The organism is Arthrobacter sp. GW460-12-1-14-TSB2 (genome assembly GCF_059423525.1).
Window position 1 is genome coordinate 161,729 of the sequence record NZ_JBWKYC010000006.1, and the last position, 25,818, is coordinate 187,546.

Below are 25,818 nucleotides of genomic sequence, written 5' to 3' on the forward strand. Positions count from 1 at the left end.
CAGGCAGTGCTTGGTGCCTGACAGGGCTGTATTACAGTGGACTCTAGTCAAGATACTAATGCCAACGGCTGGCTGGCTTCGCGTCACACGGCCCATTGCCGGCGGGAAATCCACCGGCGGCCGTGTTGAAAGGAACCAGCGATGTCCCCCTCGGTTGCAGTTGCCGCCGTGACGTTTGACCGTCCCCGCGAGCTCGCCGTCCTGCTGAATGCCATCAACCGGCAGAGCTCTCCGGTCCATTCCATTTGCCTCGTGGACAGCGGCACCGTGCCCGCCAAAGAGGTGGCGGACCAGCACGCAAACGTGGACTACGTCCGGTCCGAAGCGAACCTTGGCGGCGCCGGCGGATTCTCCTTGGCCATCCTGAAGGCGGTTGCCAGCGGCGCTGACTGGATCTGGATGATGGACGACGACGCCGAGCCCGGGGACCCGGAATGCCTCGCCACGCTGCTCCGGGAAGCCGAAGCACGCGGCCTGGATGCCGTGGTCCCGCTGGTTGCCGCGCCGGGCCACCCGGACCGGCTGTCCTTTTTCTTCCGCCTCGACGGCAAAGTAACGCACGACCGTGCGGAAGTGGAGAAGCTCGGTTTCCTGCCCGACGACGGCCACTTCTTTAACGGAGCGCTGATCCGTTCGGACGTCTTCTTCAAAGTGGGCCTGCCCGACATGCGGCTCTTCATCCGCGGCGACGAGGTGGACTTCACCATCAGGCTCCGGAAGGCGGGCATCCGCTTTGGCACGGTGACCACCACCGCCATCACGCATCCGCACGCTTTTGCCGAGACACAGCACGTTTTCGGCGCCAGGTGGCACGTGATTGTTCCCGACACGGCGTTCAAGCGCTACTACTACTACCGGAACCGCGGCTACCTGATCCGCCGCCACTTCCGGGCGAAGTCGCTGGTGGCGGACGTTGGCGGCTATCTCGGCTACTTCCTGCGACGCGGCGACTTCCGCGGCCTGGCGGATTGGTTCCGGGCGTTTTCCACCGGTCTCCGCGGCAAGGGCTTCGGTCCCCTGAAGGACCAGAAGTTCTAGCCTGGAGGACGGCGGGTCCTAGCCGTCCTGCCTGAGTCGTCTCCGGACCAGGAGGGCCAGCAGCACCCACGGCTCACCGAAGACGCGATAGGCCACCCTGCGCGGATGCAGCATGAGCCGCCAGGCCCATTCCAGGCCCAGCCGTCCCAGCCAGCGCGGAGCAAGCTTCTGGATTCCGGCGATCTGTTCGATGGCACCGCCCACCGCGCAATACACGGCAGGGGGAAGGGAGTCCAGCCTCCGGCGGAGGACCATTTCCTGCAGTGGCATGCCGAGTCCCAGCAGCACCAGCTGCGGACGCAGCTCCTGCAGCCAGGCGACAGCTTCATCTTCAAGGGCGCCGTTCCAGCCTTCGCCCGGCATGCCGGCCACTTTCGCACCCGGCACGATCCCGGCCAGCCGCGTCACAGCCTTGGCGTTGGCTTCCGCTCCGGCGCCGAGCACGGCAATTCGCTCAAGGCCTTCCACATTGCCGAGGGCTGGGATCCAGTCGGTGGAACCCAGGCGGTAGTCCATGACGGGCCCGTCCGCGTCCCCCGATCGTCCCCACAGCCACAGCACCGGGGCGCCGTCGAGCAGCACAACATCGCTGTTTTCGTAAAGGGCCCGGAATTCCGGATCGGAGTGGAAGAGCGTCACACTGTGCAGGTTGTGGCCTACCACCGTGCGGGTGCTGCCTTCGGCGACAAAGCGGTTGAGGGTGGCTGTCATCCCCTGAACTGTCAGTGGCGTCGCGTCGACACCGAGGACAGGGATGTGCTGCCGGGTGAGAATCATTCGACGCCGGGTCCCGTCACGGATCCGTCGCCGGCTGCCGGCCCGGCCGGCCGGGCGTCAGCGGCCGGGACTTCGGCTGGCCGGGCGTCAGCAGCCGGCACGTCGGCAGTTTGGGCGTCAGCAGCCGGCACGTCGGCGGCATTGCCGTCAATGTCCAGGAGTCCGGGAACAACCTCGCGCAGTTTTTCGAGGGCGAGGGCACCCTGGCGCACCACCCTGAGGGGCAGTGCAGTCGCGTCGACAATGGTTGAGGGCAGGGCATCCATGTCCGTGCCGCCCTCCGGACGCAGTCCCCCTTCGAGGTAGACCTCAACGGATTCGGCGAGCTGGGTCAAGGCCTCGGCGGCCGTCCGGGCTGCCGGCTGGCCGGTGCGGTTTGCTGACGACACAGCGAGGGGTCCGGTCAGTGTCAACAGGTCCTGGGCGACGTCGTCGGCCGGCATCCGCAACGCGACGGTGCCCTTTGTCTCGCCCAGGTCCCAGTCGAGCGACGGCTGCGCATGGAAGATCATGGTGAGGCCGCCCGGCCAGAAGGCCTCGGCAAGCTTGCGTGCCTCTGCCGGGACGTCGGTTGCCAGCCCGTCCAGGGCGTTGAGCCGCGGAATAAGGACCGGCGGAGGCATCTTCCGGCTGCGTCCCTTGGACGCCAGCAGCATATTGACAGCCTGGGGTGAGAACGCGTCAGCACCGATCCCGTACACCGTGTCGGTCGGGAACACCACGCATTTGTGTTGGCGGATGGCCCGCTGGGCATTCTCCAGCCCTTCAGCCCGCTGGTCAGCTGCCGTGCAGTCGTAGGTTGTGGTCACTGGCCTATTCTTTCATCACTTCAGGGGCTGATCGGTTTAACGGTCCGACGGTGCGGCAAGGACTGCACTCGTGGCGCGCTCCTTGCCGTTGAGGTCCAGGTGCGTCTTCACGTCGGACCAGAGGCCCGAGGTCTTCAACATGGCTGCGATCCATGTTGCCTGGACTTCGGCGTGTTCCATAACGAAGTAGCCGCCGGAAACCAGCAGCCGGGCGGCTGACGCCGCTGCCGCCGTCGGAAGTTCCATGCCGTCCGCTCCCCCGCCGTACAGCGCTTCGGGCGGATCGTGCAAGGCCACTTCAGGTTCGTTGGGAATCGCCTCAGCGGGAATGTACGGCGGATTTGAAACCACGACGTCGAACGTGCCGTTGAGTTCCGGCAGTGCGTCGCGGAGGTCTCCGCGGAGCAGGGTGACGCCGAGCGGCCGAAGGTTGCGTTCAGCCCAGGCATGGGCAAATTCGCTGAACTCCACGGCGTAGACGTCCGCGCCGGGGACTTCGAGGGCGATGGAGCCGGCGATGGCTCCCGAGCCCGTGCCCAGGTCCACCACCTTGGCACGGCGCGTGCCTTGGGCCGGATCCTTGAGCCGGTCGATGACCAGCTGGACCACGGACTCGGTCTCCGGCCGGGGAATGAAGACTCCGGGCCCCACGGCCAGCTGCAGGTAGCGGAAATGGGCCACACCGGTAATGTGCTGCAGCGGCACCCGCTGTGCGCGCTCGGCCACCAGTTCGGCATAGCCGTCCGGCTCCGGAGACGAATCCGCCAGGAGCATGGCCCGCAGCCTGCCCAGGCCGACGCCCAGGAGGTGGTCCGCCAGCAGCTCCGCATCCACGCGCGGGCTGGGAACCCCGGCGTCGCGAAGGATGGCGGTCGCCTCGCGGACGGCTTCCGCCAGGCTCAGCCCTGTTCCGAGTGTCATCGTGCGTGCCGCCGAAGCCTATTCGCCGATGGCGTCCAGGCGGGCCTGTTCGTCCATCTCGATGGCCGACTGGATCACGGGCTCCAGGTCGCCGTTCATTACCTGGTCCAGGTTGTAGGCCTTGTACCCGGTGCGGTGGTCCGCGATGCGGTTTTCCGGGTAGTTGTAGGTGCGGATGCGCTCGGAACGGTCCATGGTGCGGATCTGGGACTTGCGCTGGGCCGAGTTCTCGGCGTCGATCTGCTCCTGCTGGTGCGCCAGGATGCGGGCCCGAAGCACGCGCATGCCGGCTTCACGGTTTTGCAGCTGGGACTTCTCGTTCTGCATGGCCACCACGATCCCGGTGGGAAGGTGGGTGATGCGGACCGCGGAGTCGGTGGTGTTGACCGACTGGCCGCCCGGCCCTGAGGACCGGTAGACGTCGATCTTGAGGTCATTCTGGTTGATCTCGAGCTCTTCGGGCTCGTCCACTTCGGGAAGCACCAGCACGCCGGCGGCCGAGGTGTGGATCCGGCCCTGGGATTCCGTCACGGGGACACGCTGCACACGGTGCACGCCGCCTTCGAACTTAAGCCGCGCGTAAACGCCCTCGGCGGGATCGTTCGAGCTGCCCTTGACGGCCATCTGGACGTCCTTGTAGCCGCCCAGGTCCGATTCGGTGGCCGAAATGAGTTCGGTCTTCCAGCCGCGTGATTCCGCGTAGCGGGTGTACATGCGCAGCAGGTCCGCAGCGAACAGCGCGGCCTCGTCGCCGCCTTCGCCGCCCTTGACCTCGAGAATCACGTTGCGGGCATCGTCCGGGTCCCGCGGGATCAGGAGCCGGCGCAATTTGGCGGCCGCCGTCTCCAGCGAAGCCTCCAGCTCGGGCACCTCCGCGGCAAACTCGGGGTCCTCGTCCGCCATTTCCTTGGCAGCCGCGAGGTCATCACGGATGGCCTCCCAGCGGTGGTAGGCCTCAACAATGCCATTCAACTGAGCAGACCGCCGCCCCAGCTTCCGGGCAAGCCGCTGGTCAGCATAAACAGCGGGATCCCCCAGCTGTGCCTGGATGGCATCATGCTCATCAAGCAGGCCCTGTACGGACTCAAACATTTTCAAAACCTCTTTCGACTCTTACAAGTCTAATGACTGCCATGCGGAGACTGACCGCACGTCCGGGCGCTAGCCCGCATCTGGTGAGATAACTGCATGGCGTTCGGATTTTGCCGCCCCGGGAGTGGCATCGGGCCTGCCGGAGCTGGGCGGCGAACGATCGAAGATCGAAGCCGCCCAGCGTAGGGGCGGGGGCGGCAAAATCCGAACGACAAAGGCGGGGCCGGCAAAATGCGTCGGCCCCGCCCCTGGTGAAACTATTTGTCGTTATCCGACTTCGCACCAAGCGTCGTCTTCTGAACCTGCATGAGGAACTCGACGTTGCTCTGGGTCTCCCGGATCTTGTTGGTCAGCAGCTCAAGGCTCTGCTGCGTTTCGAGTCCGGAAAGGACACGGCGCAGCTTCCACATGATCTTGACTTCCTCGGGGGAAAGCAGGTTTTCTTCGCGGCGGGTGCCGGACGCGTTGACGTCCACTGCCGGGAAGATGCGCTTGTCCGCGAGCTGGCGGGACAGGCGCAGTTCCATGTTGCCGGTGCCCTTGAACTCTTCGAAGATGACCTCGTCCATCTTGGAACCGGTCTCAACGAGCGCGGTGGCCAGGATGGTGAGTGAGCCGCCGTTTTCGATGTTGCGTGCTGCACCGAAGAAGCGCTTCGGCGGGTACAGCGCTGCGGAATCGACGCCACCGGACAGGATACGGCCGGAAGCCGGTGCTGCCAGGTTGTAGGCACGGCCCAGGCGGGTCATGGAGTCGAGGAGCACCACAACGTCCATGCCCATTTCCACGAGGCGCTTGGCGCGTTCGATGGAGAGCTCGGCCACGGTGGTGTGGTCGTCGGCGGGACGGTCGAAGGTGGAGGCAATGACCTCGCCCTTCACGGTGCGCTGCATGTCCGTGACTTCTTCGGGACGTTCGTCAACGAGCACCATCATGAGGTGGACCTCAGGATTGTTGGTGGTGATGGCGTTGGCAATGGACTGCAGGATAAGCGTCTTGCCGGCCTTCGGCGGCGAAACGATCAGGCCGCGCTGGCCCTTGCCGATCGGGGCAACCAGGTCGATGACGCGGGGGCCGATCTTCTTGGGGTCCGTCTCGAGGCGCAGGCGCTCCGAGGGATACAGCGGGACGAGCTTCGCGAATTCGACCCGGTCCTTGAGTTCCTCGGGGGTCTTGCCGTTGACGGAGGTGACGCGGACCAGGGCGTTGAACTTCTGGCGGGCGGACTGCTGGCTGCGGTCTTCGCCTTCACGGGGTGCGCGGATGGCGCCGACCACGGCGTCGCCCTTGCGCAGGTTGTACTTCTTGACCTGGGCGAGGGACACGTAGACGTCGTTCGGACCCGGCAGGTAGCCGGAGGTGCGGATGAACGCGTAGTTCTCCAGCACGTCCAGGATGCCGGCGACGGGCAGCAGGACATCGTCCTCGGTGACCTCGACGTCGTCGACGTCCGGACCCTGGGCGCGTCCACGACGGCGATCGTTACGGTCGCGGAAGCGGTCGTTGCGGGAGTTATCCCGGTTGTCCCGGCTGTTGTCCTGGCCGCCCGTCCTGTCGTTGCGGTCACGGCGGTTGCGGCGGTTACGGCGGCTTCCGCCGTCCGCATCGTCGCTTTCGCGGGTGTCGTCCCGACGGGTTGTTTCACGCGTACCGGCGGTTTCGCCGCCGTCGCGGCCGCCACGGGTGCGGGTTGTCTGGCGCTCGTTGCGCTGACCGGCTTCGGCTGCTTCGCCGGCCTGGTCTGCGCCGCGCTGTTCACGCTGCTCACCGCCACGCTGTTCCGTGCGCTGCTCGGAAACACGCTGTTCGGAGACGCGCTGTTCAGAAACACGCTGCTCGGCCGGCGCCTGCGCCGGGGCCTCACCCTCGGCGGCGGGGGCCGTCGCCTGGGCGGCTGCTTCACCGCGGCGGCGGTTGCGGGTGCGGGGCTGGCGGCGCTCCGCAGCTTCCGGTGCAGCACCTTCGGACACGGCGGCCTGAGCGGCTTCAGGAGCCGCGGGCGCTTCGCTGGGTGCGGCTTCCGGGGCGGGTGCCTCGGTGGCGGGAGCGGTGACAACGCCGTCGCTGCCGGCACGGCGGCTGCGACCACGGCGGGCACGGGTGCCTTCCGCGGCGGGAGCCTCTGCAGCTTCAGCAGCAGGGGCGGCAGCTGCCGGCGCGGTTGCCCGTGCCGAGATGTTTTCGCCGGTCTTATCAGCGCCCTTGGCCGGAGCCTTGGTGGCTGAAGTGCCTGCGCGGTGGGCGGAAATGGCGGTCACCAGATCGCCCTTGCGCATGCGGGATCCGCCGGAGATACCGAGCTGGCTGGCGAGAGCCTGCAGCTGGGCGAGCTTAAGGCCGGCAAGGCCGCTGCTCTTGGCGGGTGCTGCCGACAAGTCGGTAGCAGAAGATATGTCCACAGCTGGAGACAGCTCAGTGGTTTCGGTCACGAAGGATCCTTCCCCCTCGACGGCGTCCAGACTGGGAGCTGGACGCGATGATTTGATCTGGGCTGCAGTTCAGATCTGCAGCCGGATTTCGGCCTTGCCGGATGGAATTCGGCCAGCAGGGCCGGATACTGATACGCCTCGAACATTCCAGGAAGAGAACGGAATGGCGGACTGACGGTTCAGGGGTGCAGAGCGATTCTGCAGATTCCTGCGACAGACCAAAGCAGGCGGCACCGGAGACTATTGCGCAGTTGAAGTTCAGAGCAGCAAACGATTAGACAGGCGCCATGGCCAACATCGGGTTCGTTTTGACTGCCTGCGGGATTACCGCCGGTGCACTCCCACTTTAGCACCTTCAACGTCCACCGCCAGCTTCATCACACGCCATCCGACATCCGGCGTGTTGGCCCGGGTGTAGGCCTCGATGAAACCCACCACTGCGGCTGCCTCTTCTTCCCCGTTGGCGAGCACCAGGACAGTTGGCCCGGCGCCGGATACAACGGCAGCGTGTCCTGCATAGCGCAGCGCACGGATCAGGTCCGCGCTGGGGCGCATGGCCTCCGCGCGGTAGCTCTGGTGGAGGTAGTCCTCCGTGCCGGCGAGCAGGAATTCCGGCTTGCTGGTGAGGGCATGGATGAGCAGCGCGGCCCGGCCGGAGTTCATGGCGGCAGCATGATGGCCCACCGATGCCGGCAGGAGTGCGCGTGCCGCTTCGGTGGACAGCTCATAGTCAGGTACGGCGACGACTGGAATCACCGAATCCGTCACCGTGGCGCAGGTGCTGCTGTACTGGTCACTGTCCTGCCATGACAGCGCCAGACCGCCGAATATGGCCGGTGCCACGTTGTCAGGATGGCCTTCCATTTCGCTGGTCAGCTGCAGGATCCAGTCCTTGCCGCGGCGGGACGGCTCCGGCACGAGCGCATTCGCGGCCGTAACCGCGGCCACCACGGCCGAGGCCGAAGAACCCAGGCCGCGTCCGTGGGGGTTGACGTTGTCGGCCGTGATCTTCAGGCCCTGGTGCCGGAAGCCCAGCCGGTGCAGGGCCTCGGTGATGGCCTTGACCACCAGGTGGCTCGCGTCGCGCGGAAGCGTCTCCGCACCCTCGCCGCTCAGTTCGAACTCGAGCTCGCCGCTGCCCAGGGTTTCAACGGTCAGCGTGTCGTGCAGCGAGAGTGCGAGTCCCAGGCTGTCATAGCCGGGGCCGAGGTTGGCGCTGGTGGCAGGCACGCGGACGGTCACCAGCTGCCCGGTCGGGACCGCCGGCGCGCCGGCAGCTGACTCGGCCGGGACGGTGAGGGTGGTTTCCAAGGCTATTTTTCTTCCAGGCCAAGTTCGGCAGCCACGGTGACCACGTCGTTGGACACCTTGACGGGCTGCACTTCGCTGCCGTCTTCGGTGCGCAGCGCCCACTGCGGGTCCTTCAGGCCATGGCCGGTAACGGTGATCACGATAATCTTGCCAGTGGGAACCTGCCCCGCGGCGTGCTTCTTGATCAGGCCCGCGACGCCTGCGGCGGAACCGGGTTCCACGAAGACGCCCTCCTTGGCGGAAAGCCAGCGGTGCGCCGCGAGGATCTCATCGTCCGTCACGGCGTCGATGAATCCGCCGGACTCGTCACGGGCGGCGATGGCACCGTCCCAGGAGGCCGGGTTTCCGATCCGGATTGCCGTGGCGATGGTGTCCGGCTCCGTGATGGGGTGGCCCGCGACGAACGGCGCAGCGCCGGCGGCCTGGAAGCCCCACATCTGCGGGGTCCTGGTGGACACGGCGGGCAGCGTGCCGGCGGTCTCGGACTCGAACGGGGCGGAGTACTCCTTGTAGCCCTTCCAGTACGCGGTGATGTTACCGGCATTGCCTACCGGGAGGACGTGGATGTCCGGGGCGTCGCCGAGCGCATCCACAACTTCGAAGGCACCGGTTTTCTGCCCCTGGATCCTGGCCGGGTTGACAGAGTTCACCAGGAACACGGGGTAGGACTCCCCCAGCTTCCGGGCGATGTCGAGGCAGTTGTCGAAGTTCCCGTCCACCTGCAGGAGGGTGGCGCCGTGGGCGATCGCCTGGCTCAGCTTGCCCATGGAGATCTTGCCCTCCGGCACCAGCACGGCGCACTGGAGGCCGGCTGCCGTGGCGTAGGCCGCTGCGGACGCTGACGTGTTGCCGGTGGAGGCGCACACCACTGCCTTGGCACCCGAGGCCACTGCGGCCGTCATGGCCATAGTCATGCCCCGGTCCTTGAAGGAGCCGGTGGGGTTCATGCCTTCGACCTTCAGGTACACGGTGGACCCGGTCAGCTCGGAGAGCTTCTGCGCGTGGACCAGCGGCGTACCGCCCTCACCGAGGGTAATGACCTTCGTGCTTTCCGTTACGGGCAAACGATCAGCGTATTCGCGGATGACACCGCGCCATTGGTGAGCCACTTAGACTCCTTCTACCCGCAGTACGGATGTAACTGAATTGATGACGTCCAGGCCCTTCACGGCCCGGACGGTCGCTGCCAGTGCAGCTTCGGTTGCGCGGTGGGTGACGATCCGCAGTTCGGCAGATTCCACGTTGGAGTCGGCGTCACGGTGGATAGTCTGGCGCATGATCTCGATGGACACGCCGTGCTCAGCGAACAGCTGGGCGATCTTGGCAAGCACGCCGGGCTGGTCGGCAACGTCGAGGCCGATGTAGTAGCTGGTGTTGACGGCGTCGATGGGCAGCGCGGGCACCTGGCCGTTGGTGGTCTCGGTCTGCGCGGGGCCACCCAGGACGATCCGGCGTGCGGCGGAGACGAGGTCGCCCAGGACGGCCGAGGCCGTGGGGGTTCCGCCGGCGCCCTGGCCGTAGAACATCAGCTCGCCGGCGTTCTCGGCTTCGATGAACACGGCGTTGAAGGCGCCGTGGACGGCGGCCAGCGGGTGCTCGCGGGGCAGCAGAGTGGGGTGTACGCGGACGGACACGCCCTCGCTGCCGTCTGCGGCGGTCAGTTTCTCGGCGATGGCCAGCAGCTTGATGACGAACCCGGCGTCCTTCGCTGCGGCGATGTCCGCAGCACTGACTCCGGTGATGCCTTCGCAGTGGACGTTCTCCAGGTCGAAGCGCGTGTGGAAGGACAGCGAGGCGAGGATGGTCGCCTTGGCCGCGGCATCAAGGCCTCCGACGTCGGCAGTGGGGTCAGCCTCTGCGTAACCAAGGCGCTGCGCCTCGGCGAGGGCGTCCTCAAACTGAGCACCCGTGGTATCCATCTGGTCGAGGATGAAGTTGGTGGTGCCGTTCACGATGCCCAGCACCCGGGTGATGCGGTCGCCGGAAAGGCTGTCGCGGATGGGGCGCAGGATGGGGATCGCGCCGGCCACGGCTGCCTCGTAGGACAGCTGGACGCCGGCCTTGTCCGCTGCTTCGTAGAGGGTGGGGCCATCCTGGGCCAGGAGCGCCTTGTTTCCGGTGACCACAGAGGCGCCGTTCTGGATGGCGGCGAGAATCAGGGTACGGGCAGGTTCGATGCCGCCCATCAGTTCGATGACGAGGTCGGCGTCCTTGACGAGGGTGTCGGCATCCGTGGTGAACAGTTCCCGCGGCAGCTCGACGTCACGCGGCGCATCGATGGTGCGCACGGCGATGCCGGTCAGCTCCAGGCGGGCTCCGGCGCGGGCGGCCAGTGCTTCGGCGTCATCAATCAGAATCCGCGCCACCTGAGCCCCAACGTTGCCACAGCCCAACAGGGCTACTTTCAGGGTTCGCAATTCAGTCATTCAGACTCCCATGTCGCGGTTCAGCAGATCTTGTTCGGTTTCCCCGCGGACAATCAGCCGGGCTGATCCGTCGCGCACAGCGACAACGCCCGGCCGGGCCAGATAGTTGTAGTTGCTGGAGAGGGCCCAGCAGTAGGCGCCGGTCCCCGGTACAGCGAGCAGATCACCGGCTGCCACGTCCTCGGGCAGATATACATCTCTAACAACTATGTCGCCGCTCTCGCAATGTTTGCCCACTACGCGGGACAGCTGCGGTACGGCCTCGGAGATCCGCGACGCCACGATCGCCGAATAATCCGCGTCGTAGAGCACCGGGCGGGCGTTGTCGCTCATGCCGCCGTCCACCGACACATAGCGGCGCGGGTACGTAACGTTTTCCCCGGCATTCCCTGCATTTTCAGCGGCGGCAGCGTCCACGCGGACGGTCTTGAGGGTTCCCACCTCGTAAAGGGTGAACGTGGTGCTGCCTACGATGGCGCGTCCCGGCTCAATCGAGATTCGGGGAGACGTGATGCCCAGCTCGGCGCAGGTGGAACGCACGACGGCGGCCATCGCCTGCGCGATCTCTGCCGGCGGGCGCGGTGTGTCCACTGGCGTATAGGCGATGCCGTATCCGCCGCCGAGGTCCAGTTCGGGCAGGACGATGGAGTATTTCTCCTGCATGGCCGCAAGGAAATTGAGCAGTTTCACTGCGGCCAGCGCGAAGCCGTCCGGTTCGAAGATCTGCGAGCCGATGTGGCAGTGCAGGCCAAGGAGCTCAATGCTGTGGTAACTCGTGGCGGCGGCCACGGCTTCCTCGGCCGCGGACAGGCCTGCCTGGTCCGTGGTGTCCTCCGCCATGGACAGGCCGAACTTCTGGTCCTCATGGGCGGTGGCAATGAACTCGTGGGTGTGCGCATGCACTCCGGGTGTCAGCCGCAGCATCACCTTGGCGGTTTCGCCGCGTTCGGACGCGATTTTGGCGACGCGCTCCAGCTCGACAAGGCTGTCCACCACAATCCGGCCCAGCTTCATGTCCAGCGCACGGTGGATCTCGGCGTCGGACTTGTTGTTGCCGTGCAGGGCGACATCGGCGCCCGGTATGCCGGCGCGGTCCGCGACGGCAAGTTCCCCGCCGGAAGCGGTGTCCAGGCGCAGCCCTTCTTCCTCCACCCACCGGACCACGGCGGTGCACAGGAACGACTTGCCGGCGTAGTAGACATCCACTCCCCCGCAGATGTCGGCGAAAGCGTCGTTGAAGGCGTCGCTGAAGGCCCGGGCACGTGCCCTGAAGTCGTTTTCGCTCATCACGAACAGCGGCGTGCCGAACTGGCGCTGGAGCTCACTGACCGGAATGCCGTCAATGGCGAGTTCACCGGCGTCGTTCCGGGCAACGCCGGCCGCCCAGAGGGGCTCGTGGAGCCTATTGAGGTCTGCCGGGACGGCAAGCCACTCCGGTGCCAGGGGGGATGCGTGGTTCAAAGAATTCCCTGTCATTGCGTCACATCCGTTCCGGCGCCGAAACGCCAAGCAGTTCCAGTCCGTTGGCCAACACCTGGCTGGTGGCGTCGTTGAGCCACAGGCGGGTGCGGTTGACGTCCGTGATGGGCTCATCGCCCTGCGGCGCCACGCGGCAGGCGTCATACCAGCGGTGGTAGGCGCCGGCGATAACTTCCAGGTGGCGGGCCACGCGGTGCGGTTCGCGCAACTCGGCGGCCTTGGCCACGATGGAGGGGTAGCTGCCCAGGTAGGACAGCAGTTCGTTCTCGGTGGCGTGGTCCAGGAGGGCGGCGTCGAACACGTCCTTCCCGTCAACACTGCGCTCCACTCCGGCTGCCACGGCGTTGCGGGCAGTGCCGCGGGACCGTGCGTGCGCGTACTGGACGTAGAAGACCGGATTCTCGTTGCTGTGCTTCTTCAGGAGATCGGGGTCCAGAGTGAGCGGGGAGTCCGCCGGGAAACGCGCCAGCGAATAACGGACGGCATCCTTGCCCAGCCAGGAAATAAGGTCCTTGAGCTCGATGATGTTGCCCGCGCGCTTGGACAGCTTGGCACCGTTCACCGACACGAGCTGGCCGATCAGCACCTCGATGTTGGCCTCGGGGTCGTCGCCGGCCGCTGCCGCGATGGCCTTGAGCCGGTGGATGTAGCCGTGGTGGTCCGCTCCCAGCAGGTAGATCTTCTGGTCGAAGCCACGGTCCTTCTTGGACAGGTAGTAGGCGGCGTCGGCGGCGAAGTAGGTCGGTTCGCCGTTCGCGCGGATCATCACGCGGTCCTTGTCGTCCCCGAAGTCCGTGGTGCGCAGCCAGACGGCGCCGCCGTCGTCGAACACGTGGCCCTGCTCGCGAAGGCGCGCGACGGCACTTTCGATGGCGCCGGCGTCGTGCAGTTCCTGCTCGGAAAAGTAGACGTCGAAGGCGACGCCGAAGTCGGCAAGGGTGTCCTTGATGTCCTTCATCTGCGCCTTGTACGCCGCACTCCGGATGACCGGCAGCGCCGCGACGTCGGTCAGTTCCCGGATGTCCGGGTGGTCCGCCAGGACATGGTGGCCCAGGTCGGAAATGTACTGGCCGGGGTAACCGCCCTCCGGCACGCCACGGCCGTGCAGCCGGGACAGCACGGAATGGGCGAAGACGTTCATCTGCGACCCGGCGTCGTTGATGTAGTACTCGGCGGTGACCGTCGCGCCGGAGGCCCGGAGGACGCGGGCGATCGAGTCGCCCAGCGCGGCCCAGCGCGTGTGGCCGATGTGCAGCGGGCCGGTGGGGTTGGCAGAGACGAATTCCATGTTGACCACGTGTCCGGCGAGCGCCGAGTTGGTGCCGTACGCCGGCCCCGCTTCGACGATGGCCTTGGCCAGGGCGCCTGCAGCCGCGGCGTCCACCGTGATGTTCAGGAAGCCCGGACCGGCGATATCCACGGCCGAAACGCCGTCAATGCCCTTGAGCCGTGCGCTGAGGATAGTGGCGAATTCCCGGGGATTAACGCCGGCCTGTTTGGACAGCTGGAGGGCAATGTTGGTGGCCCAGTCGCCGTGGTCCCGGTTCTTTGGCCGCTCCACGCGCACCTCGTCCGGCACGGCTGATGCGGAAAGAGTGATTTCGCCGGCGGCGACGGCGTCTTTCAGGCAGGCGGATATGGCGAGGGAGAGTTCTTCGGGAGTCACGCATCTAGCCTACCGGTGGCCCGCGAAACCCGCGGAATCCTCAGCAACGCCATGACGCTGTGAAGGGGCACAGGAATAGGAAGCCTCACAGAATTGAATCGGGTTCGTCACAGGCTGAACCATTACGCTGATTCCAACGTTGTCCATCCTGTAACTGCCTGACTGGATCCTGTCCCAGCGGTGCCGGGACCTGTCCGGCACGCAGCTGCCCGCAACTATACGAAACGAGCCCCGTATGAGCTTCCCGGTACGAAAGAGCGTCTTCGTCGGCATCGCCGGCATGTCCCTGATCGGAACCGTGGCCGGTTGCGCGCCGTCCGCCCAGGCACCGGCAGCCCAATCCGCGGCAGCCCAGTCCACTGCCGCGTCCGCCGGCTCCGCAACCAGCAGCGCCCCTGCTGCCGCGTCCGGCTACAAGGACGGCACCTACAGCGCCGACGGAAACTATGTGTCCCCCAACGGCACTGAAACTGTGGGCGTTGAGCTGACGCTTTCCGGCGGCACAGTGTCCGGCGTGAACATCACCCAGCATCCTTCCAATCCCAATACCCGGAAGTTCCAGGGCGAGTTCGCCGGCGGTATCGCGGCGCAGATAGTGGGCAAGAGCCTGGATGAACTGAATGTTTCAAAAGTGGCCGGCTCATCGCTCACCAGCGGCGGCTTCAACCAGGCCGTGGAGAAGATCAAATCCGAGGCCCGGTAGGCCGCGCCCGGACGAACGGCGCAGTATCCACCGTTCACCGCGTCAAGAGGAGATAACGTGCCGCACCCTGGCTGGGCAGCGTTCAGTTTCGACGGAATCGGAACCAGCTGGGAGATTTCAACGCCGGGCCCCCTGGACGGCGGCCAGCGCCGCCGGCTGCTCGGCGTGGTGGAGACGTACGACGCCGCGTGGTCCCGTTTCAGGGCGGACTCGATCGTCGCGCAGGCGGCCAGGGAGCCCGGCCGCTTCCGGATGCCGGACGGTGCAGGCGCGCTGGGCCGCCTGTACCGGAACCTCTACCGGCTGACTGACGGTGCAATGACGCCGCTGATCGGCGGCAGCCTGGAACAGCTGGGGTACGGCCCGGACTATTCGCTCCGGTCCCGCGGGACACCGGTTCCCGCTCCGCGGTGGGATGACGTCCTGGACTGGAATGACGCCGTGCTGACCACCACGGCTCCCGTGGTACTTGACGTCGGGGCTGCCGGCAAGGGCCAGTTGGCCGATCTGCTCGCTGCGGAACTCCGGTCCCTGGGCGCAGGCGAATACTTCATCGACGCCAGCGGCGACCTCCTCAATTCCGGACCGGTACCGGTGGCCGTGGCACTGGAACATCCGTACGATCCCGGCCGGGCCATCGGCACCCTCAGCCTGGGCACGGGCGCCTTGTGCGCCTCGGCAGCAAACCGCCGGGCGTGGGGCGACGGGCTGCATCACGTGTTGGACGGCACCACCGGGGCACCGGTCAGAACCGTGGTGGCCACCTGGGCGCTGGCCGAGGACGCCATGACGGCCGATGCCTTGGCCACTGCCCTGTTCTTCGTCTCAGGGAGGTCGCTTCAGCAGGATTTTGCGTTTTCCTGGCTTACGGTTTTCTCGGACGGAAGTGCCGCCTACTCAGCAGGTTTCGAAGGAGTGCTGTTCGAATGAGTTCCATGATCCAGCGGGTGGACACGTCCCTGAACCGCTTCACCATGTACCGCCTGGTGCTGTGGGTGCTTGCCGTGCTGGCCGCGTACAGCCTGCTGCTTAATGTCCTGGGCTGGCTCACCTTCGGCATCCCGGAGATGCTCACCCATCTGGCGCTCTGCCTGGGACTCACCTACGCCTCGAACCGCGGGCTGGCGGCCCTGTTCCACGTCCGGCCGCATTCCGAATCCTCGCTGATCACCGGCCTGCTGCTGTACTTCCTGTTCTGGCCCAGTTTCAAGGCGATGGATGTTGCCGGCGTCGCGATCGCCTGCGTCCTGGCATCGGCCTCGAAATACGCCCTGGCCTGGCGCGGCCGGCATATCTTCAACCCGGCAGCCGCTGGGGCATTTGCGGCCGGACTGACCGGCCTCAACATCGCCACGTGGTGGGCTGCCACTCCCGCCATGCTTTTCCTCATCGTCCCCGGCATCGTGCTGGTCCTCTACCGCACCCGGAAGATACTGATGGGGGCCGTGTTCACGGCGGTCTCCGTATCCATCGTGGCCACTGAGCTCCTCCGGGCCGGAATGTCCACGGGCCAGGCCCTGTGGCAGCCCCTCGCACAGCGCCCCGTGCTGTTCTTCGTGGGCTTCATGCTGACCGAACCGCTGACCCTGCCGCCCCGGCGCTGGCAGCAGCTGGCGCTCGCCGCCGTCGTCGGCGTGATCTTTGCCGTCCCCTACAACCTGGGCTTCGTGGCCAACTCTCCCGAACTGGCCCTGCTGGCAGGGAACCTGATTGCCTTCCTGGCCGGACAGCGCGGCGGCATCCGCCTCAACTTCCAGGAATCGCGGCCCCTCACGCCGACGACGACGGAATTCAGCTTCCGGCCCGAACGTGCGGTCAGGTTCGCGCCGGGACAATACATGGAACTGCACCTGCCGCATGCCAAGTCCGACGGCAAGGGCAGGCGCCGGGTCTTCAGCCTGACCAGCGCCCCGGATGCCCGGGACGTGACCATCGGCGTCGGTACTGCCGAGCCGGTGTCCGCCGCCAAGCGCGCCCTGCTCGCCCTGCGGCCCGGCGACTCCGTGACCGCCACGGCGGTGGGCGGCGACTTCGTGCTGCCCCGCGGCCGGACCGGGCCGGTCCTGCTGATTGCGGCCGGAATCGGCGTTACGCCCTACCTCGCCCAGCTCGCCGCAGGCGCGGCAAGGAACCGCGACGTGGTCCTGCTGTACCTTGCGAAGTCGACTGCGGAACTCGCCTACGCGGATGCGCTGGAGCAGTCCGGCGCACGGGTCATAGCCAGGCTCTCCGACGGCTCCGCGCCGCCGTCGTTCATGGAAGACGCCGGCAAAGTTTCCCGTCCGCCGGAGCCGCTCGACGGCGCGGCTCTCAAGGAACTTGTCCCGGACATTGCCTCGCGCGAAGTGTTCGTGTCCGGCTCGCCTGCCAGCGTCCGCTCACTGCGGTCCGCCGCCCGCAGTGCCGGCGCCCGCCGCATCCGCACGGACTCGTTCGCGGGCTACTGAGTGCCGATTTCGACCCGATTTTCCTTTGGGGGCCACCTTCCTGCTAAGCTCTAGGACGTCCCGCCGGCAACGGCAGGAACCCTGACTGCCCTCGTAGCTCAGGGGATAGAGCGTCTGCCTCCGGAGCAGAAGGTCGTAGGTTCGAATCCTATCGAGGGCACAGACAAACCCCGCCAGCCCAGCTGGCGGGGTTTCCTGTTTAAGGCGTGTCCCGCCGCAGTGTCGGCACCCCCTCGTAGGCTGTTTCCATCGCCGACGAGTAAAGGGGACATTTTATGTACTGCTCCATCATTCCGCCCTACATGCTGCGGCGCCTTGCGGCTCAGCACGAACCCCGCCTGTCCAGGGTGGCCCGGGCGGCGAAGGAAGCACTGCTCCATGTCAGGTCCATCCAGGCAACCCGCGCGCTTCCGCTCCCCGCGGTTCCGTCCGGAGTCCGGCAGCTCCAGCCCGGCCCGCCGAACCGCACGCTGTATGACGCGAAGACCTCCGAGTCCCTGCCCGGGCAGCTGGTGCGCAAGGAGGGGGAACCCGCCACGGGCGACTCGTCGGCGGACGAGGCTTACGACGGCCTGGGCCACACCCACCGGCTCTATGCCGAGGCCTTCGGACGGAATTCGATTGACGCCCGGGGACTGCCGCTTGATGCCACTGTCCACTTCGGCAAGCTCTACGACAATGCCTTCTGGGACGGACACCAGATGGTGTTCGGCGACGGCGACGGCGAAATATTCCAGCGCTTCACCCGCTCGCTGAGTGTCATCGGCCACGAGTTGGCACACGGCGTCACGCAGCACTCCGCCGGGCTCGTCTACCGGAACCAGGCCGGTGCCATCAACGAATCGCTTTCGGATGTGTTCGGCGCACTCGTGGAGCAATACGTCGCGCAGCAGACGGCTGCGGAGGCCAGCTGGCTGATCGGCGAAGGCCTGTTCACGGACCAGGTGCAAGGCGCAGCCCTGAGGTCGCTGAAGGCTCCCGGCACCGCCTATGACGACGACGTGCTGGGCAAGGACCCCCAGCCGGACTCGATGGACTCGTATGTCCGTACGAGCGCGGACAACGGCGGGGTGCACATCAACTCCGGCATCCCCAACCGGGCGTTCTACCTCGTAGCCTCGGCTCTTGGCGGCAATGCCTGGGAGACCCCGGGCCGCATTTGGTATGACACGCTCACCGGCGGTTCCCTCCCGGCCAACGCCACGTTCACCAAGTTCGCCAAGGCCACGGCGGCATCGGCGGCGGAACTGTTTGGTGCGGCTTCACCGGAACATGACGCCGTCCGGAAGGCGTGGGAAACTGTGAAGGTAAAGCTGTAACTGGAACGCCGCCGGAGGGGTCAGCCGGCTGCCAGGCAGTAGCGGAAGCACAGGAACCAGGCCATGAAGATCACTGTCCAGCGCAGCGGCGGGATTGCTGCGCTCAAGAGGGTATGGAGCGTCCAGGCCACCACCCCGACGGACAAGAGCCGCTGGGGGCCGCTCGTCGAGGCGTGCCCTTGGGATGCCGTTCCGCGCTCCCCGGAGGCCGTCGGCCAGCCGGACAGGTTCATGTATTCCATCAGGGCCGGCCAGCACCGCGCCACCCTTCCGGAGCAGGCCGTCACCGGCCCGTGGCGGGTCCTCATCGACAACACCCGGGCAGCGGCCGAAGCCGCCCGGAACGGCGTCCCGGACCCGGGGCGCTAGACCGCAGGTTCGAGGTGGCCCCGGAACGCCCGCCGGTAGGATTGCGGGCTCGTGGCCAGCACTTTGCCGAAGTGGTGGCGGAGCAGCACGGAGTGTCCGAACCCTGACTCGCGGGCAATCTCGTCAATGTTGAGCTCGGTGGATTCCAGGAGCTCCTGCGCCCGCAGCACGCGCTGGGAGTTGAGCCAGGCTGCGGGGGTGGCACCCGTTTCGGACCGGAACCGGCGCGCGAACGTCCGCGGCGACATGTGCACCCGTGCGGCGAGTTCGTTGACGGTGTGGTCCTGTTCCAGGTTCCGGACCATCCACTGCAGCAGTTCCTCCATGGGCTGTGAGCCGCAGGCCGGTATCGGACGGTCGATGAACTGGGCCTGCCCGCCGTCGCGATGGGGCGGAACCACCATGTCGCGGGCGATGCTGGCGGCCACGCCGGCTCCGAGTTCCACCCTCACCAGGTGAAGGCAGGCATCGATGCCGGCCGCGGTGCCAGCGCTGGTGATGATGCGGCCATCCTGGACGTACAGGACGTTCTCGTCCACCAGTGCCGCCGGGTAGCGGCTGGCCAGTTCCGGGGAATAGTGCCAGTGCGTGGTGCAGCGCCGGCCGTCGAGCAGGCCCGCACGCGCGAGGGCGAAGGCACCGGAACAGATGGACATCACCCAGGCGCCTCGGGTATGGGCCGCCCGAAGTGCGTCCAGCACTTCTTCCGGGACATCCTGGTCGTGGCCGTAGGGAGCCATGATCACCAGATCGGCATCGGCGGCCGCTTCCAGCCCCAGGTCGACGTGCATGGACAGCCCGGACTTGAGCCGGATATCGCCCGGTTCCGGCGTGCAGACGCGGAAGTCGAAAGCCGGCACACCGGTCCCCCGGGCCGACCTGTCGATGCCGAACACCTCGAACGCGGTACCGAACTCAAAGATGGAAAAGTTGGGAACAACGATCACTGCCACTGATTTGAGCATGCTTCCATTGTGGCAGAAATTATAGCTTTTTGGTCATTTCTGCCACTGTTTTGTTGCCGGCAACGGGAGAAACATAGAGGCATGGAAACCATCGGAGTTGCACTCATCGTCCTGTTGCTCGTCATCCTCTCGGCCACCATCGCCGCGCTCCTCAGGGACGGACGGGGCCACACCCCTCCCGAACGTTCAGAGCGCGACTGGGCAGCGCTGGACCTTCCGAGCATCAGCTACACCCTGCGGAACTACTGAGCGCCGCACCATCCGGATCCGGATTCTGCTCCGGACCGGGGCCGACTCAAATGCGGGATACAACAACAGGGACCCGGCTCAATAATGAGCCGGGTCCCTCCAACGCCAACGCCAGGAACGTATCTGCCCGCAACGGCACTGGAACGCAGCGGGCGGGCCCGCCGCAGTAGACTGTCTCCAGCCATGACTTTTCATATTTCCTACCCCGCCGAGCTGCCGGTTTCCGAGCGCCGCGAGGACCTGATGGCCGCCATCGCGGCCAACCAGGTGACGATCATTGCCGGCGAGACCGGCTCCGGCAAGACCACCCAGATTCCCAAGATGTGCCTGGAACTGGGCCTGGGCGACAACGGACTGATCGGCCACACCCAGCCGCGCCGGCTGGCTGCACGCACGGTGGCCGAGCGTATTGCCGAGGAACTCGGCGTCGAGATCGGCCAGGAAGTGGGCTTCCAGGTCCGCTTCACCGGCGAGGTCAGCCGCAACACCAAGGTCAAGCTCATGACCGACGGCATCCTGCTGGCCGAAATCCAGCGCGACAAGCTGCTGCGCAGGTACAACGCCATCATCATCGACGAAGCCCACGAGCGCAGCCTCAACATCGACTTCATCCTCGGGTACCTCAAGCGGATCCTGCCGCAGCGCCCCGACCTGAAGATCATCATCACCTCCGCCACCATCGATCCGGAACGCTTCGCCAAGCACTTCGGCACCGAGGAGGATCCCTCCCCCATCATCGAGGTGTCCGGACGGACGTTCCCGGTGGAAATCCGGTACCGGCCGTTGTCCCAGCCGGCGGGCGGCGCAGTATCCGGCGATGACGACGACGCGGTAGCCGCCTCCGACGACGAACTCGAGGAGGACCGCGACCCGCTCGACGCCGTCTGCGACGCCGTCGACGAACTGGCCCTCGAAGCCCCGGGCGACATCCTGATCTTCTTCTCCGGCGAGCGCGAAATCCGCGATGCGGCCGAGGCCCTCAACGCCCGCATCCAGTCCAACCGGCGGCTGGCCGGCACCGAGGTGCTGCCGCTCTTCGCCCGGCTGAGCCTGCAGGAGCAGCACAGGGTGTTCCATCCCGGTAGCAAACGGCGGATCGTGCTGGCCACCAACGTCGCCGAAACGTCGCTCACGGTGCCCGGCATCAAGTACGTCGTGGACACCGGAACCGCACGCATCTCCCGGTACTCGCACCGGACCAAGGTGCAGCGGCTGCCCATCGAACGCGTGTCCCAGGCCTCGGCCAACCAGCGCTCCGGCCGGTGCGGCCGCGTGTCAGACGGCATCGCCATCCGGCTGTATTCGGAAGAGGACTATGAATCCCGGCCGCAGTTCACGGACCCCGAAATCCTGCGCACCAACCTCGCGGCCGTCATCCTGCAGATGACCGCCATGGGTGTGGCCCGGGGGCCGAAGGACGTGGAGAACTTCCCGTTTGTGGAGCCGCCGGATTCGCGCGCCATCAACGACGGCGTCACGCTCCTGCGCGAGCTGGGCGCCCTGAGCGCCGCCCGTCCGCAGGAGGAGAAGGGCGACGCCGGCGGACGACCCGGCCGTCGGCCCGCCGCCGGCAGGAACGGCGGCGGCGGGCTGACCGCAGTCGGTCAGCAACTTGCCCAGCTTCCCGTCGACCCGAGGCTCGGCCGGATGATCGTCGAGTCCGGCAAGCGCGGGTGCGTCCGCGAGGTCATGATCTTGGCCGCCGCGCTCACCATCCAGGACCCGCGCGAGCGTCCGACGGACAAGCAGCAGCTCGCCGCGGAGAAGCATGCGCGGTTCCGGGACGAAAACTCGGACTTCACCGGCTTCCTGAACCTCTGGAACTACCTCCAGGAGAAGCAGCAGGAGCTCTCCTCCACGGCCTTCCGCCGGCTCTGCCGCGCCGAGTTCATCAACTACCTGCGCGTCCGCGAGTGGCAGGACCTCTTCGCCCAGCTCCGCCAGCTCGCCCGCCCGCTGGGCATCAGCCTGGACAACAAGCGCCTGGCCGATCCCGTGGGCAACCATGAGGGCATCCACATCAGCCTTCTCTCCGGCCTGCTCAGCCACATCGGCATCCTCGACGAGCGCAAGCGAGAGTACGCCGGGGCCCGCGGCAGCCGTTTTGCGGTCTTCCCGGGCTCGGCGCTGTTCAAGAAGTCACCCACGTTCGTCATGGCAGCCGAACTGGTGGAAACGAGCCGGCTGTGGGCCAGGGTGGCCGCGAAGTTCGATCCGCTCTGGGCCGAACAGGTGGCCCCGGACCTGGTCAAGCGCAGCTACAGCGAGCCACACTGGTCCAAGAAGATGGGCTCGGTGATGGCCCACGAGAAGGTCACTCTCTACGGTGTGCCCATCATCCCGAGCCGGCGCATCAACTACGGCAAAGTGGATCCGGAGCTCTGCCGCGAGCTGTTCATCCGCCACGCCCTGGTTGAGGGCGACTGGCAGACCCACCACAAGTTCTTCCACCGCAACCGGGCACTGCTCCATGAAGTCGAGGAGCTCGAGGCCCGGATGCGGCGCCGGGACATCCTGGTGGACGACGAGACGCTGTTCGACTTCTACGACGCCCGGATCGGTAAGGACGTCGTATCCGAACGGCACTTCGACAAGTGGTGGAAGGACGCACGTCAGCAGGATCCCACCCTGCTCGACTTCGACCAGTCCCTGCTGATCAGCGAGGACGCCTCGGCCCTTGACGATTCGGCCTACCCGAAGACCCTGCTGCACAAGGGCTTCGAACTGCCGCTCAGCTACGAGTTCCACCCCGTCGCGCCGGGTTCCCCGCCCAACCCCTCCGACGGCGTCACGGCCGAAGTGCCCGTGCTCTTCCTGAACCAGCTGGACGACGCCGCGTTCCGCTGGCTCATTCCGGGCCAGCGCGTGGAGCTCGTTACTGCCCTGATCAAGTCGCTGCCGAAGCAGGTCCGCAAGAACTTCGTCCCCGCCCCGGACGTCGCCCGGCAGGCCGTTGCCGCCCTCGAAGCCGATTTCGATCCTGCGGCCGACGAGCTGGAGCCCTCGCTTGAGCTGGTCCTGCGGCGGATCCGGGGACAGGTCATCCCGCCGGGTTCATGGAACTGGGCTGCCGTGCCGTCCCACCTTCGCGTGAGCTTCCGCGTGGTCGATTCCCAGGGCAAGACGCTGGATGAGGGCAAGGACCTGGCAGAACTGCAGGAACGGCTTGCTCCGGCCACGAGGCGGGCGATCGCCGAGTCCCTGGGCGCCACCCCGGTGACGACGGCCCCCAAAGGCCCGAAGGGCGCACAGCGCGGGCAGTCCGTGCAGGCCCCGAAGAACGCCGGAGGCTTCACGCCGTCCCCGGACGGTGCCGCAACACCCGGCTTCGCAGAGAAATCCGGGCTGACGGACTGGACCTTCGGAACCGTGCAGCGCCAGGTCCAGGGCATGGTGAAAGGACACACTGTCACCGGTTACCCGGCCTTGGTGGATGAAGGCGCATCGGTTGCCCTCCGACTGTTCCAGACCGCTTCCGAACAGGAGCTGGCCATGCGCGGCGGCGTCATCCGTCTGCTTGCGCTCAAGGTGCCCGCGCCGGACCGGTATGTCCTGGAGCACCTGAACAACACCGAGAAACTGACGTTCAGCCAGAATCCGCACGGCTCGGTGTCGGCCCTGATCGCGGACTGCGCGCTGGCCGCGATCGACAAGCTCACGCCGGCCGAACTGCCGTGGGCCGAGGCGTCCTTCAAAGCCCTGTACGAGCAGGTCCGGGCCGAACTCATCGACACAGTGTTCACTGTCACCGCGGTCGTCGAACGCATCCTCGCCAGCACGCGCCGGATCGAAAAGCAGCTCAAGGGGACCACCAGCCTGGCCCTGATCAGCGCGCTCAACGACGTCAGGAGCCAGCTCGAACAGCTCGTCTTCCCCGGCTTTGTAGCACGCACCGGCTACGCCCAGCTCAGCCAATTGCCGCGCTATCTGGCCGCGATCGAGAAGCGGTTGGAAAAGCTGCCCGGCAATGTCCAGCGGGACGCCTTGCACATGGCCGCGGTCCAGGCCTTGGAGGACGACTACGACGATGCCGTGTCGGCGCTGCTGCCGGGTCGCCGGGCCGGGGCCGAGTTAACGCAGGTGCGCTGGATGATCGAAGAGCTGCGGGTGAGCCTTTTCGCCGTCGAGCTCGGAACGGCCTATTCCGTCTCCGAGAAGCGGATCCGGGCGGTCCTGAATAAGGCGCTGGCCCCGGCGTAGCCCCCGTAAGGGAACCACGCCGGGGCCAGCCCGGACCAAAACCGGAATTGCGCCGGAGCTCTCAGGCCGCGGGAACGTGATCGCCGTGGCCGGCCTGGCGGAGCCCTTCGCGCAGCTTCTCCGCGTTGGCGTCGAGCTGTGCGGCGTCGGGGTTCTGGTCCACCGAGCCGAAGTCGTAGTCGGCCATGGAGTTGGACGGCCACACATGGACGTGGAGGTGGTTGACCTCGTAGCCGGCCACGATGAGCCCTGCCCGTGCGGCATCAAAGACATCCACCTGGACGGCGCCGATCTTCTGCGCAACTTCCATCACCCGTGTCAGCAGCGCGGGCGGGGCGTCCGTCCAACGGTCCACTTCCTCCGTGGGAACCACTAGGGTGTGTCCGTCGGCGAGCGGTCCCATGGTCAGGAACGCCACCACGTCCGGCTCGCGCCAGACGAAGCGTCCGGGGATCTCGCCGTTGATGATCTTGGTGAAAACGGTGCTCATGCGTCTGCCTTTTCCGAAGGGGTTCCGAGGGTGCTGGTGTCCAGGACAAAACGATACTTGACGTCTCCGGCCACCATGCGGTCATATGCCTCGTTCAGCTGATCGGCACCCACCACCTCGACGTCGGAGACAACGTTGTGTTCAGCACAGAAGTCCAGCATCTCCTGGGTCTCGGCGATGCCGCCGATCAGCGAACCCGCGTAGGCGATCCGGCGCCGGATCAGCGCCCCCGGATTGACAGGTGGCATGACTCCAGAGGGCAGGCCCAGCTGGAAGAGCGCGCCGTCCCGGCGGAGGGTCCGGAAGTAGGGGTTGAGGTCATGCGGCGCTGCCACCGTGTCGATGATGACGTCGATGCTCCGGCCGGCGGCCGCCATGGCCGCTTCGTCGCGTGACAGGACGACGCCGTCGGCACCAAGCTCCCGCGCCGCGGCGACCTTCGATGCCGAGGTGGTGAACACCACAACTTCGGCCCCCATGGCCTTGGCGAGCTTCACCGCCATGTGGCCCAGTCCGCCCAGTCCCACCACACCCACAACGTCGCCGGGCTCGACGTCGAAGTGCCGCAGCGGGGAATAGGTGGTGATGCCGGCGCAGAGCAGCGGCGCGACGGCCGCCGGGTCGAGGTTTTCGGGAACCCGCAGCACGTAGCGGCGGTCCACCACCACCGAGGTGGCGTAGCCGCCCTGGGTGATGGCGTCCCCGTTGCGGGCGTCAGGTGCACCGTAGGTTCCGGTCATGCCGTTTTCGCAGTACTGCTCCAGGCCGTCCAGGCAGCTTTCGCATTCACGGCAGGAGTCCACCAGGCAGCCCACGCCCACGAGGTCACCCGGCGCGAAATCGTCGACGGCGGCACCCACGCGGCTGACCCGGCCGACGATTTCGTGGCCGGGCACCAGAGGGTACTTCTGCGACCCCCACTCGCCGCGCGTCGCGTGCACGTCCGAATGGCAGAGGCCGCAAAACTCAATGGCGATCTCGACGTCGTCGTCCTTCGGGGCCCGGCGGGCGACGGTGAGCGGGACCAAGCCGCTGTCGCTTGCTGTGGCCCCGTAGGCCGCGGCCAGCCGCGGGAGCGCAGGCGGCGCGGTCTGGCTTGCGTCCCGGAGCGGCGGGGTGCCGGGGAGG

The 25,818-nt window shown here is 66.6% G+C and carries 21 protein-coding genes and 1 tRNA gene; 9 read left to right on the forward strand and 13 right to left on the reverse strand.

From position 1 onward, the window contains the following. Window positions 1-141: 141 nt before the first annotated feature. Window positions 142-1,038: a glycosyltransferase gene (locus tag AC07YR_RS10455; protein WP_494733900.1), complete on the forward strand. Its 897-nt coding sequence runs from the start codon at window positions 142-144 to the stop codon at window positions 1,036-1,038. An 18-nt stretch (window positions 1,039-1,056) separates the two neighbouring features. On the opposite strand, the gene AC07YR_RS10460 is transcribed toward AC07YR_RS10455, so the two are convergent. The 10 genes from AC07YR_RS10460 to argS all read right to left on the reverse strand — a co-directional run bounded on the left by AC07YR_RS10460 (window position 1,057) and on the right by argS (window position 13,948). Continuing rightward, window positions 1,057-1,815, reverse strand: a complete 759-nt coding sequence (locus AC07YR_RS10460) for a WecB/TagA/CpsF family glycosyltransferase (protein WP_436057995.1) — start codon at window positions 1,813-1,815, stop codon at window positions 1,057-1,059. Continuing rightward, window positions 1,812-2,624, reverse strand: a complete 813-nt coding sequence (locus tag AC07YR_RS10465; protein WP_494733901.1) for an L-threonylcarbamoyladenylate synthase — start codon at window positions 2,622-2,624, stop codon at window positions 1,812-1,814. The genes AC07YR_RS10460 and AC07YR_RS10465 overlap by 4 nt, the downstream gene beginning before the upstream one ends. A gap of 36 nt (window positions 2,625-2,660) precedes the next feature. Next, a complete protein-coding gene (prmC, locus tag AC07YR_RS10470; protein ID WP_494733902.1) occupies window positions 2,661-3,545 on the reverse strand; it encodes a peptide chain release factor N(5)-glutamine methyltransferase in 885 nt (294 codons plus the stop codon). 18 nt (window positions 3,546-3,563) lie between these two features. Then, window positions 3,564-4,637 (reverse strand): peptide chain release factor 1, encoded by a 1,074-nt coding sequence (gene prfA / locus AC07YR_RS10475; RefSeq protein WP_055796247.1) that lies wholly within the window; start codon window positions 4,635-4,637, stop codon window positions 3,564-3,566. Window positions 4,638-4,894: 257 nt separating this feature from the next. Beyond that, on the reverse strand, window positions 4,895-7,066 hold the full coding sequence (gene rho / locus AC07YR_RS10480) for a transcription termination factor Rho (protein ID WP_436057998.1): 2,172 nt from the start codon (window positions 7,064-7,066) through the stop codon (window positions 4,895-4,897). A 324-nt stretch (window positions 7,067-7,390) separates the two neighbouring features. Next, window positions 7,391-8,377 carry a homoserine kinase gene (thrB, locus tag AC07YR_RS10485; RefSeq protein ID WP_436057999.1) on the reverse strand — a complete coding sequence of 329 codons (987 nt, stop codon included), beginning with the start codon at window positions 8,375-8,377 and terminating at the stop codon, window positions 7,391-7,393. Window positions 8,378-8,379: 2 nt separating this feature from the next. After that, window positions 8,380-9,486: a threonine synthase gene (gene thrC / locus AC07YR_RS10490; protein WP_055796255.1), complete on the reverse strand. Its 1,107-nt coding sequence runs from the start codon at window positions 9,484-9,486 to the stop codon at window positions 8,380-8,382. Beyond that, a complete protein-coding gene (locus AC07YR_RS10495) occupies window positions 9,487-10,803 on the reverse strand; it encodes a homoserine dehydrogenase (protein WP_494733903.1) in 1,317 nt (438 codons plus the stop codon). After that, complete coding sequence (gene lysA, locus AC07YR_RS10500; RefSeq protein WP_436058001.1) at window positions 10,804-12,279, reverse strand: diaminopimelate decarboxylase; 1,476 nt, start codon at window positions 12,277-12,279, stop codon at window positions 10,804-10,806. Between the two features lie 4 nt (window positions 12,280-12,283). Continuing rightward, the gene (gene argS, locus AC07YR_RS10505) at window positions 12,284-13,948 is read right to left on the reverse strand and encodes an arginine--tRNA ligase (RefSeq protein ID WP_055796266.1); all 1,665 of its coding nucleotides are present in this window, start codon (window positions 13,946-13,948) and stop codon (window positions 12,284-12,286) included. A gap of 235 nt (window positions 13,949-14,183) precedes the next feature. Here argS and AC07YR_RS10510 point away from each other — a divergent pair, with 235 nt between their 5' ends. The 6 genes from AC07YR_RS10510 to AC07YR_RS10535 all read left to right on the forward strand — a co-directional run bounded on the left by AC07YR_RS10510 (window position 14,184) and on the right by AC07YR_RS10535 (window position 18,786). Further along, on the forward strand, window positions 14,184-14,651 hold the full coding sequence (locus AC07YR_RS10510; protein ID WP_055796269.1) for an FMN-binding protein: 468 nt from the start codon (window positions 14,184-14,186) through the stop codon (window positions 14,649-14,651). A gap of 57 nt (window positions 14,652-14,708) precedes the next feature. Further along, window positions 14,709-15,581, forward strand: coding sequence for an FAD:protein FMN transferase (locus AC07YR_RS10515; protein ID WP_436058003.1), 873 nt, complete (start codon window positions 14,709-14,711; stop codon window positions 15,579-15,581). 5 nt (window positions 15,582-15,586) lie between these two features. Beyond that, entirely contained in the window at window positions 15,587-17,098 is a 1,512-nt protein-coding gene (locus AC07YR_RS10520) for an FAD-dependent oxidoreductase (RefSeq protein WP_494733908.1), read from the forward strand. A gap of 87 nt (window positions 17,099-17,185) precedes the next feature. Continuing rightward, window positions 17,186-17,258, forward strand: a tRNA-Arg gene (locus tag AC07YR_RS10525). A 115-nt stretch (window positions 17,259-17,373) separates the two neighbouring features. After that, window positions 17,374-18,417 carry a M4 family metallopeptidase gene (locus AC07YR_RS10530; protein WP_494733904.1) on the forward strand — a complete coding sequence of 348 codons (1,044 nt, stop codon included), beginning with the start codon at window positions 17,374-17,376 and terminating at the stop codon, window positions 18,415-18,417. A gap of 63 nt (window positions 18,418-18,480) precedes the next feature. Further along, window positions 18,481-18,786, forward strand: coding sequence for a protealysin inhibitor emfourin (locus AC07YR_RS10535; protein ID WP_494733905.1), 306 nt, complete (start codon window positions 18,481-18,483; stop codon window positions 18,784-18,786). Here AC07YR_RS10535 and AC07YR_RS10540 read toward each other — a convergent pair. Continuing rightward, window positions 18,783-19,751, reverse strand: a complete 969-nt coding sequence (locus AC07YR_RS10540) for a GlxA family transcriptional regulator (protein WP_055796278.1) — start codon at window positions 19,749-19,751, stop codon at window positions 18,783-18,785. The genes AC07YR_RS10535 and AC07YR_RS10540 overlap by 4 nt on opposite strands. A gap of 81 nt (window positions 19,752-19,832) precedes the next feature. Here AC07YR_RS10540 and AC07YR_RS10545 point away from each other — a divergent pair, with 81 nt between their 5' ends. Then, window positions 19,833-20,000, forward strand: coding sequence for a hypothetical protein (locus tag AC07YR_RS10545; RefSeq protein ID WP_200939271.1), 168 nt, complete (start codon window positions 19,833-19,835; stop codon window positions 19,998-20,000). A gap of 183 nt (window positions 20,001-20,183) precedes the next feature. After that, window positions 20,184-24,200 (forward strand): ATP-dependent RNA helicase HrpA, encoded by a 4,017-nt coding sequence (gene hrpA / locus AC07YR_RS10550; protein ID WP_494733906.1) that lies wholly within the window; start codon window positions 20,184-20,186, stop codon window positions 24,198-24,200. A gap of 61 nt (window positions 24,201-24,261) precedes the next feature. On the opposite strand, the gene AC07YR_RS10555 is transcribed toward hrpA, so the two are convergent. Both AC07YR_RS10555 and AC07YR_RS10560 read right to left on the reverse strand, forming a co-directional pair. Beyond that, window positions 24,262-24,690, reverse strand: coding sequence for an HIT family protein (locus tag AC07YR_RS10555; protein WP_055796284.1), 429 nt, complete (start codon window positions 24,688-24,690; stop codon window positions 24,262-24,264). Beyond that, entirely contained in the window at window positions 24,687-25,757 is a 1,071-nt protein-coding gene (locus tag AC07YR_RS10560; protein WP_494733909.1) for an NAD(P)-dependent alcohol dehydrogenase, read from the reverse strand. The genes AC07YR_RS10555 and AC07YR_RS10560 overlap by 4 nt, the downstream gene beginning before the upstream one ends. Window positions 25,758-25,818: the final 61 nt, after the last annotated feature.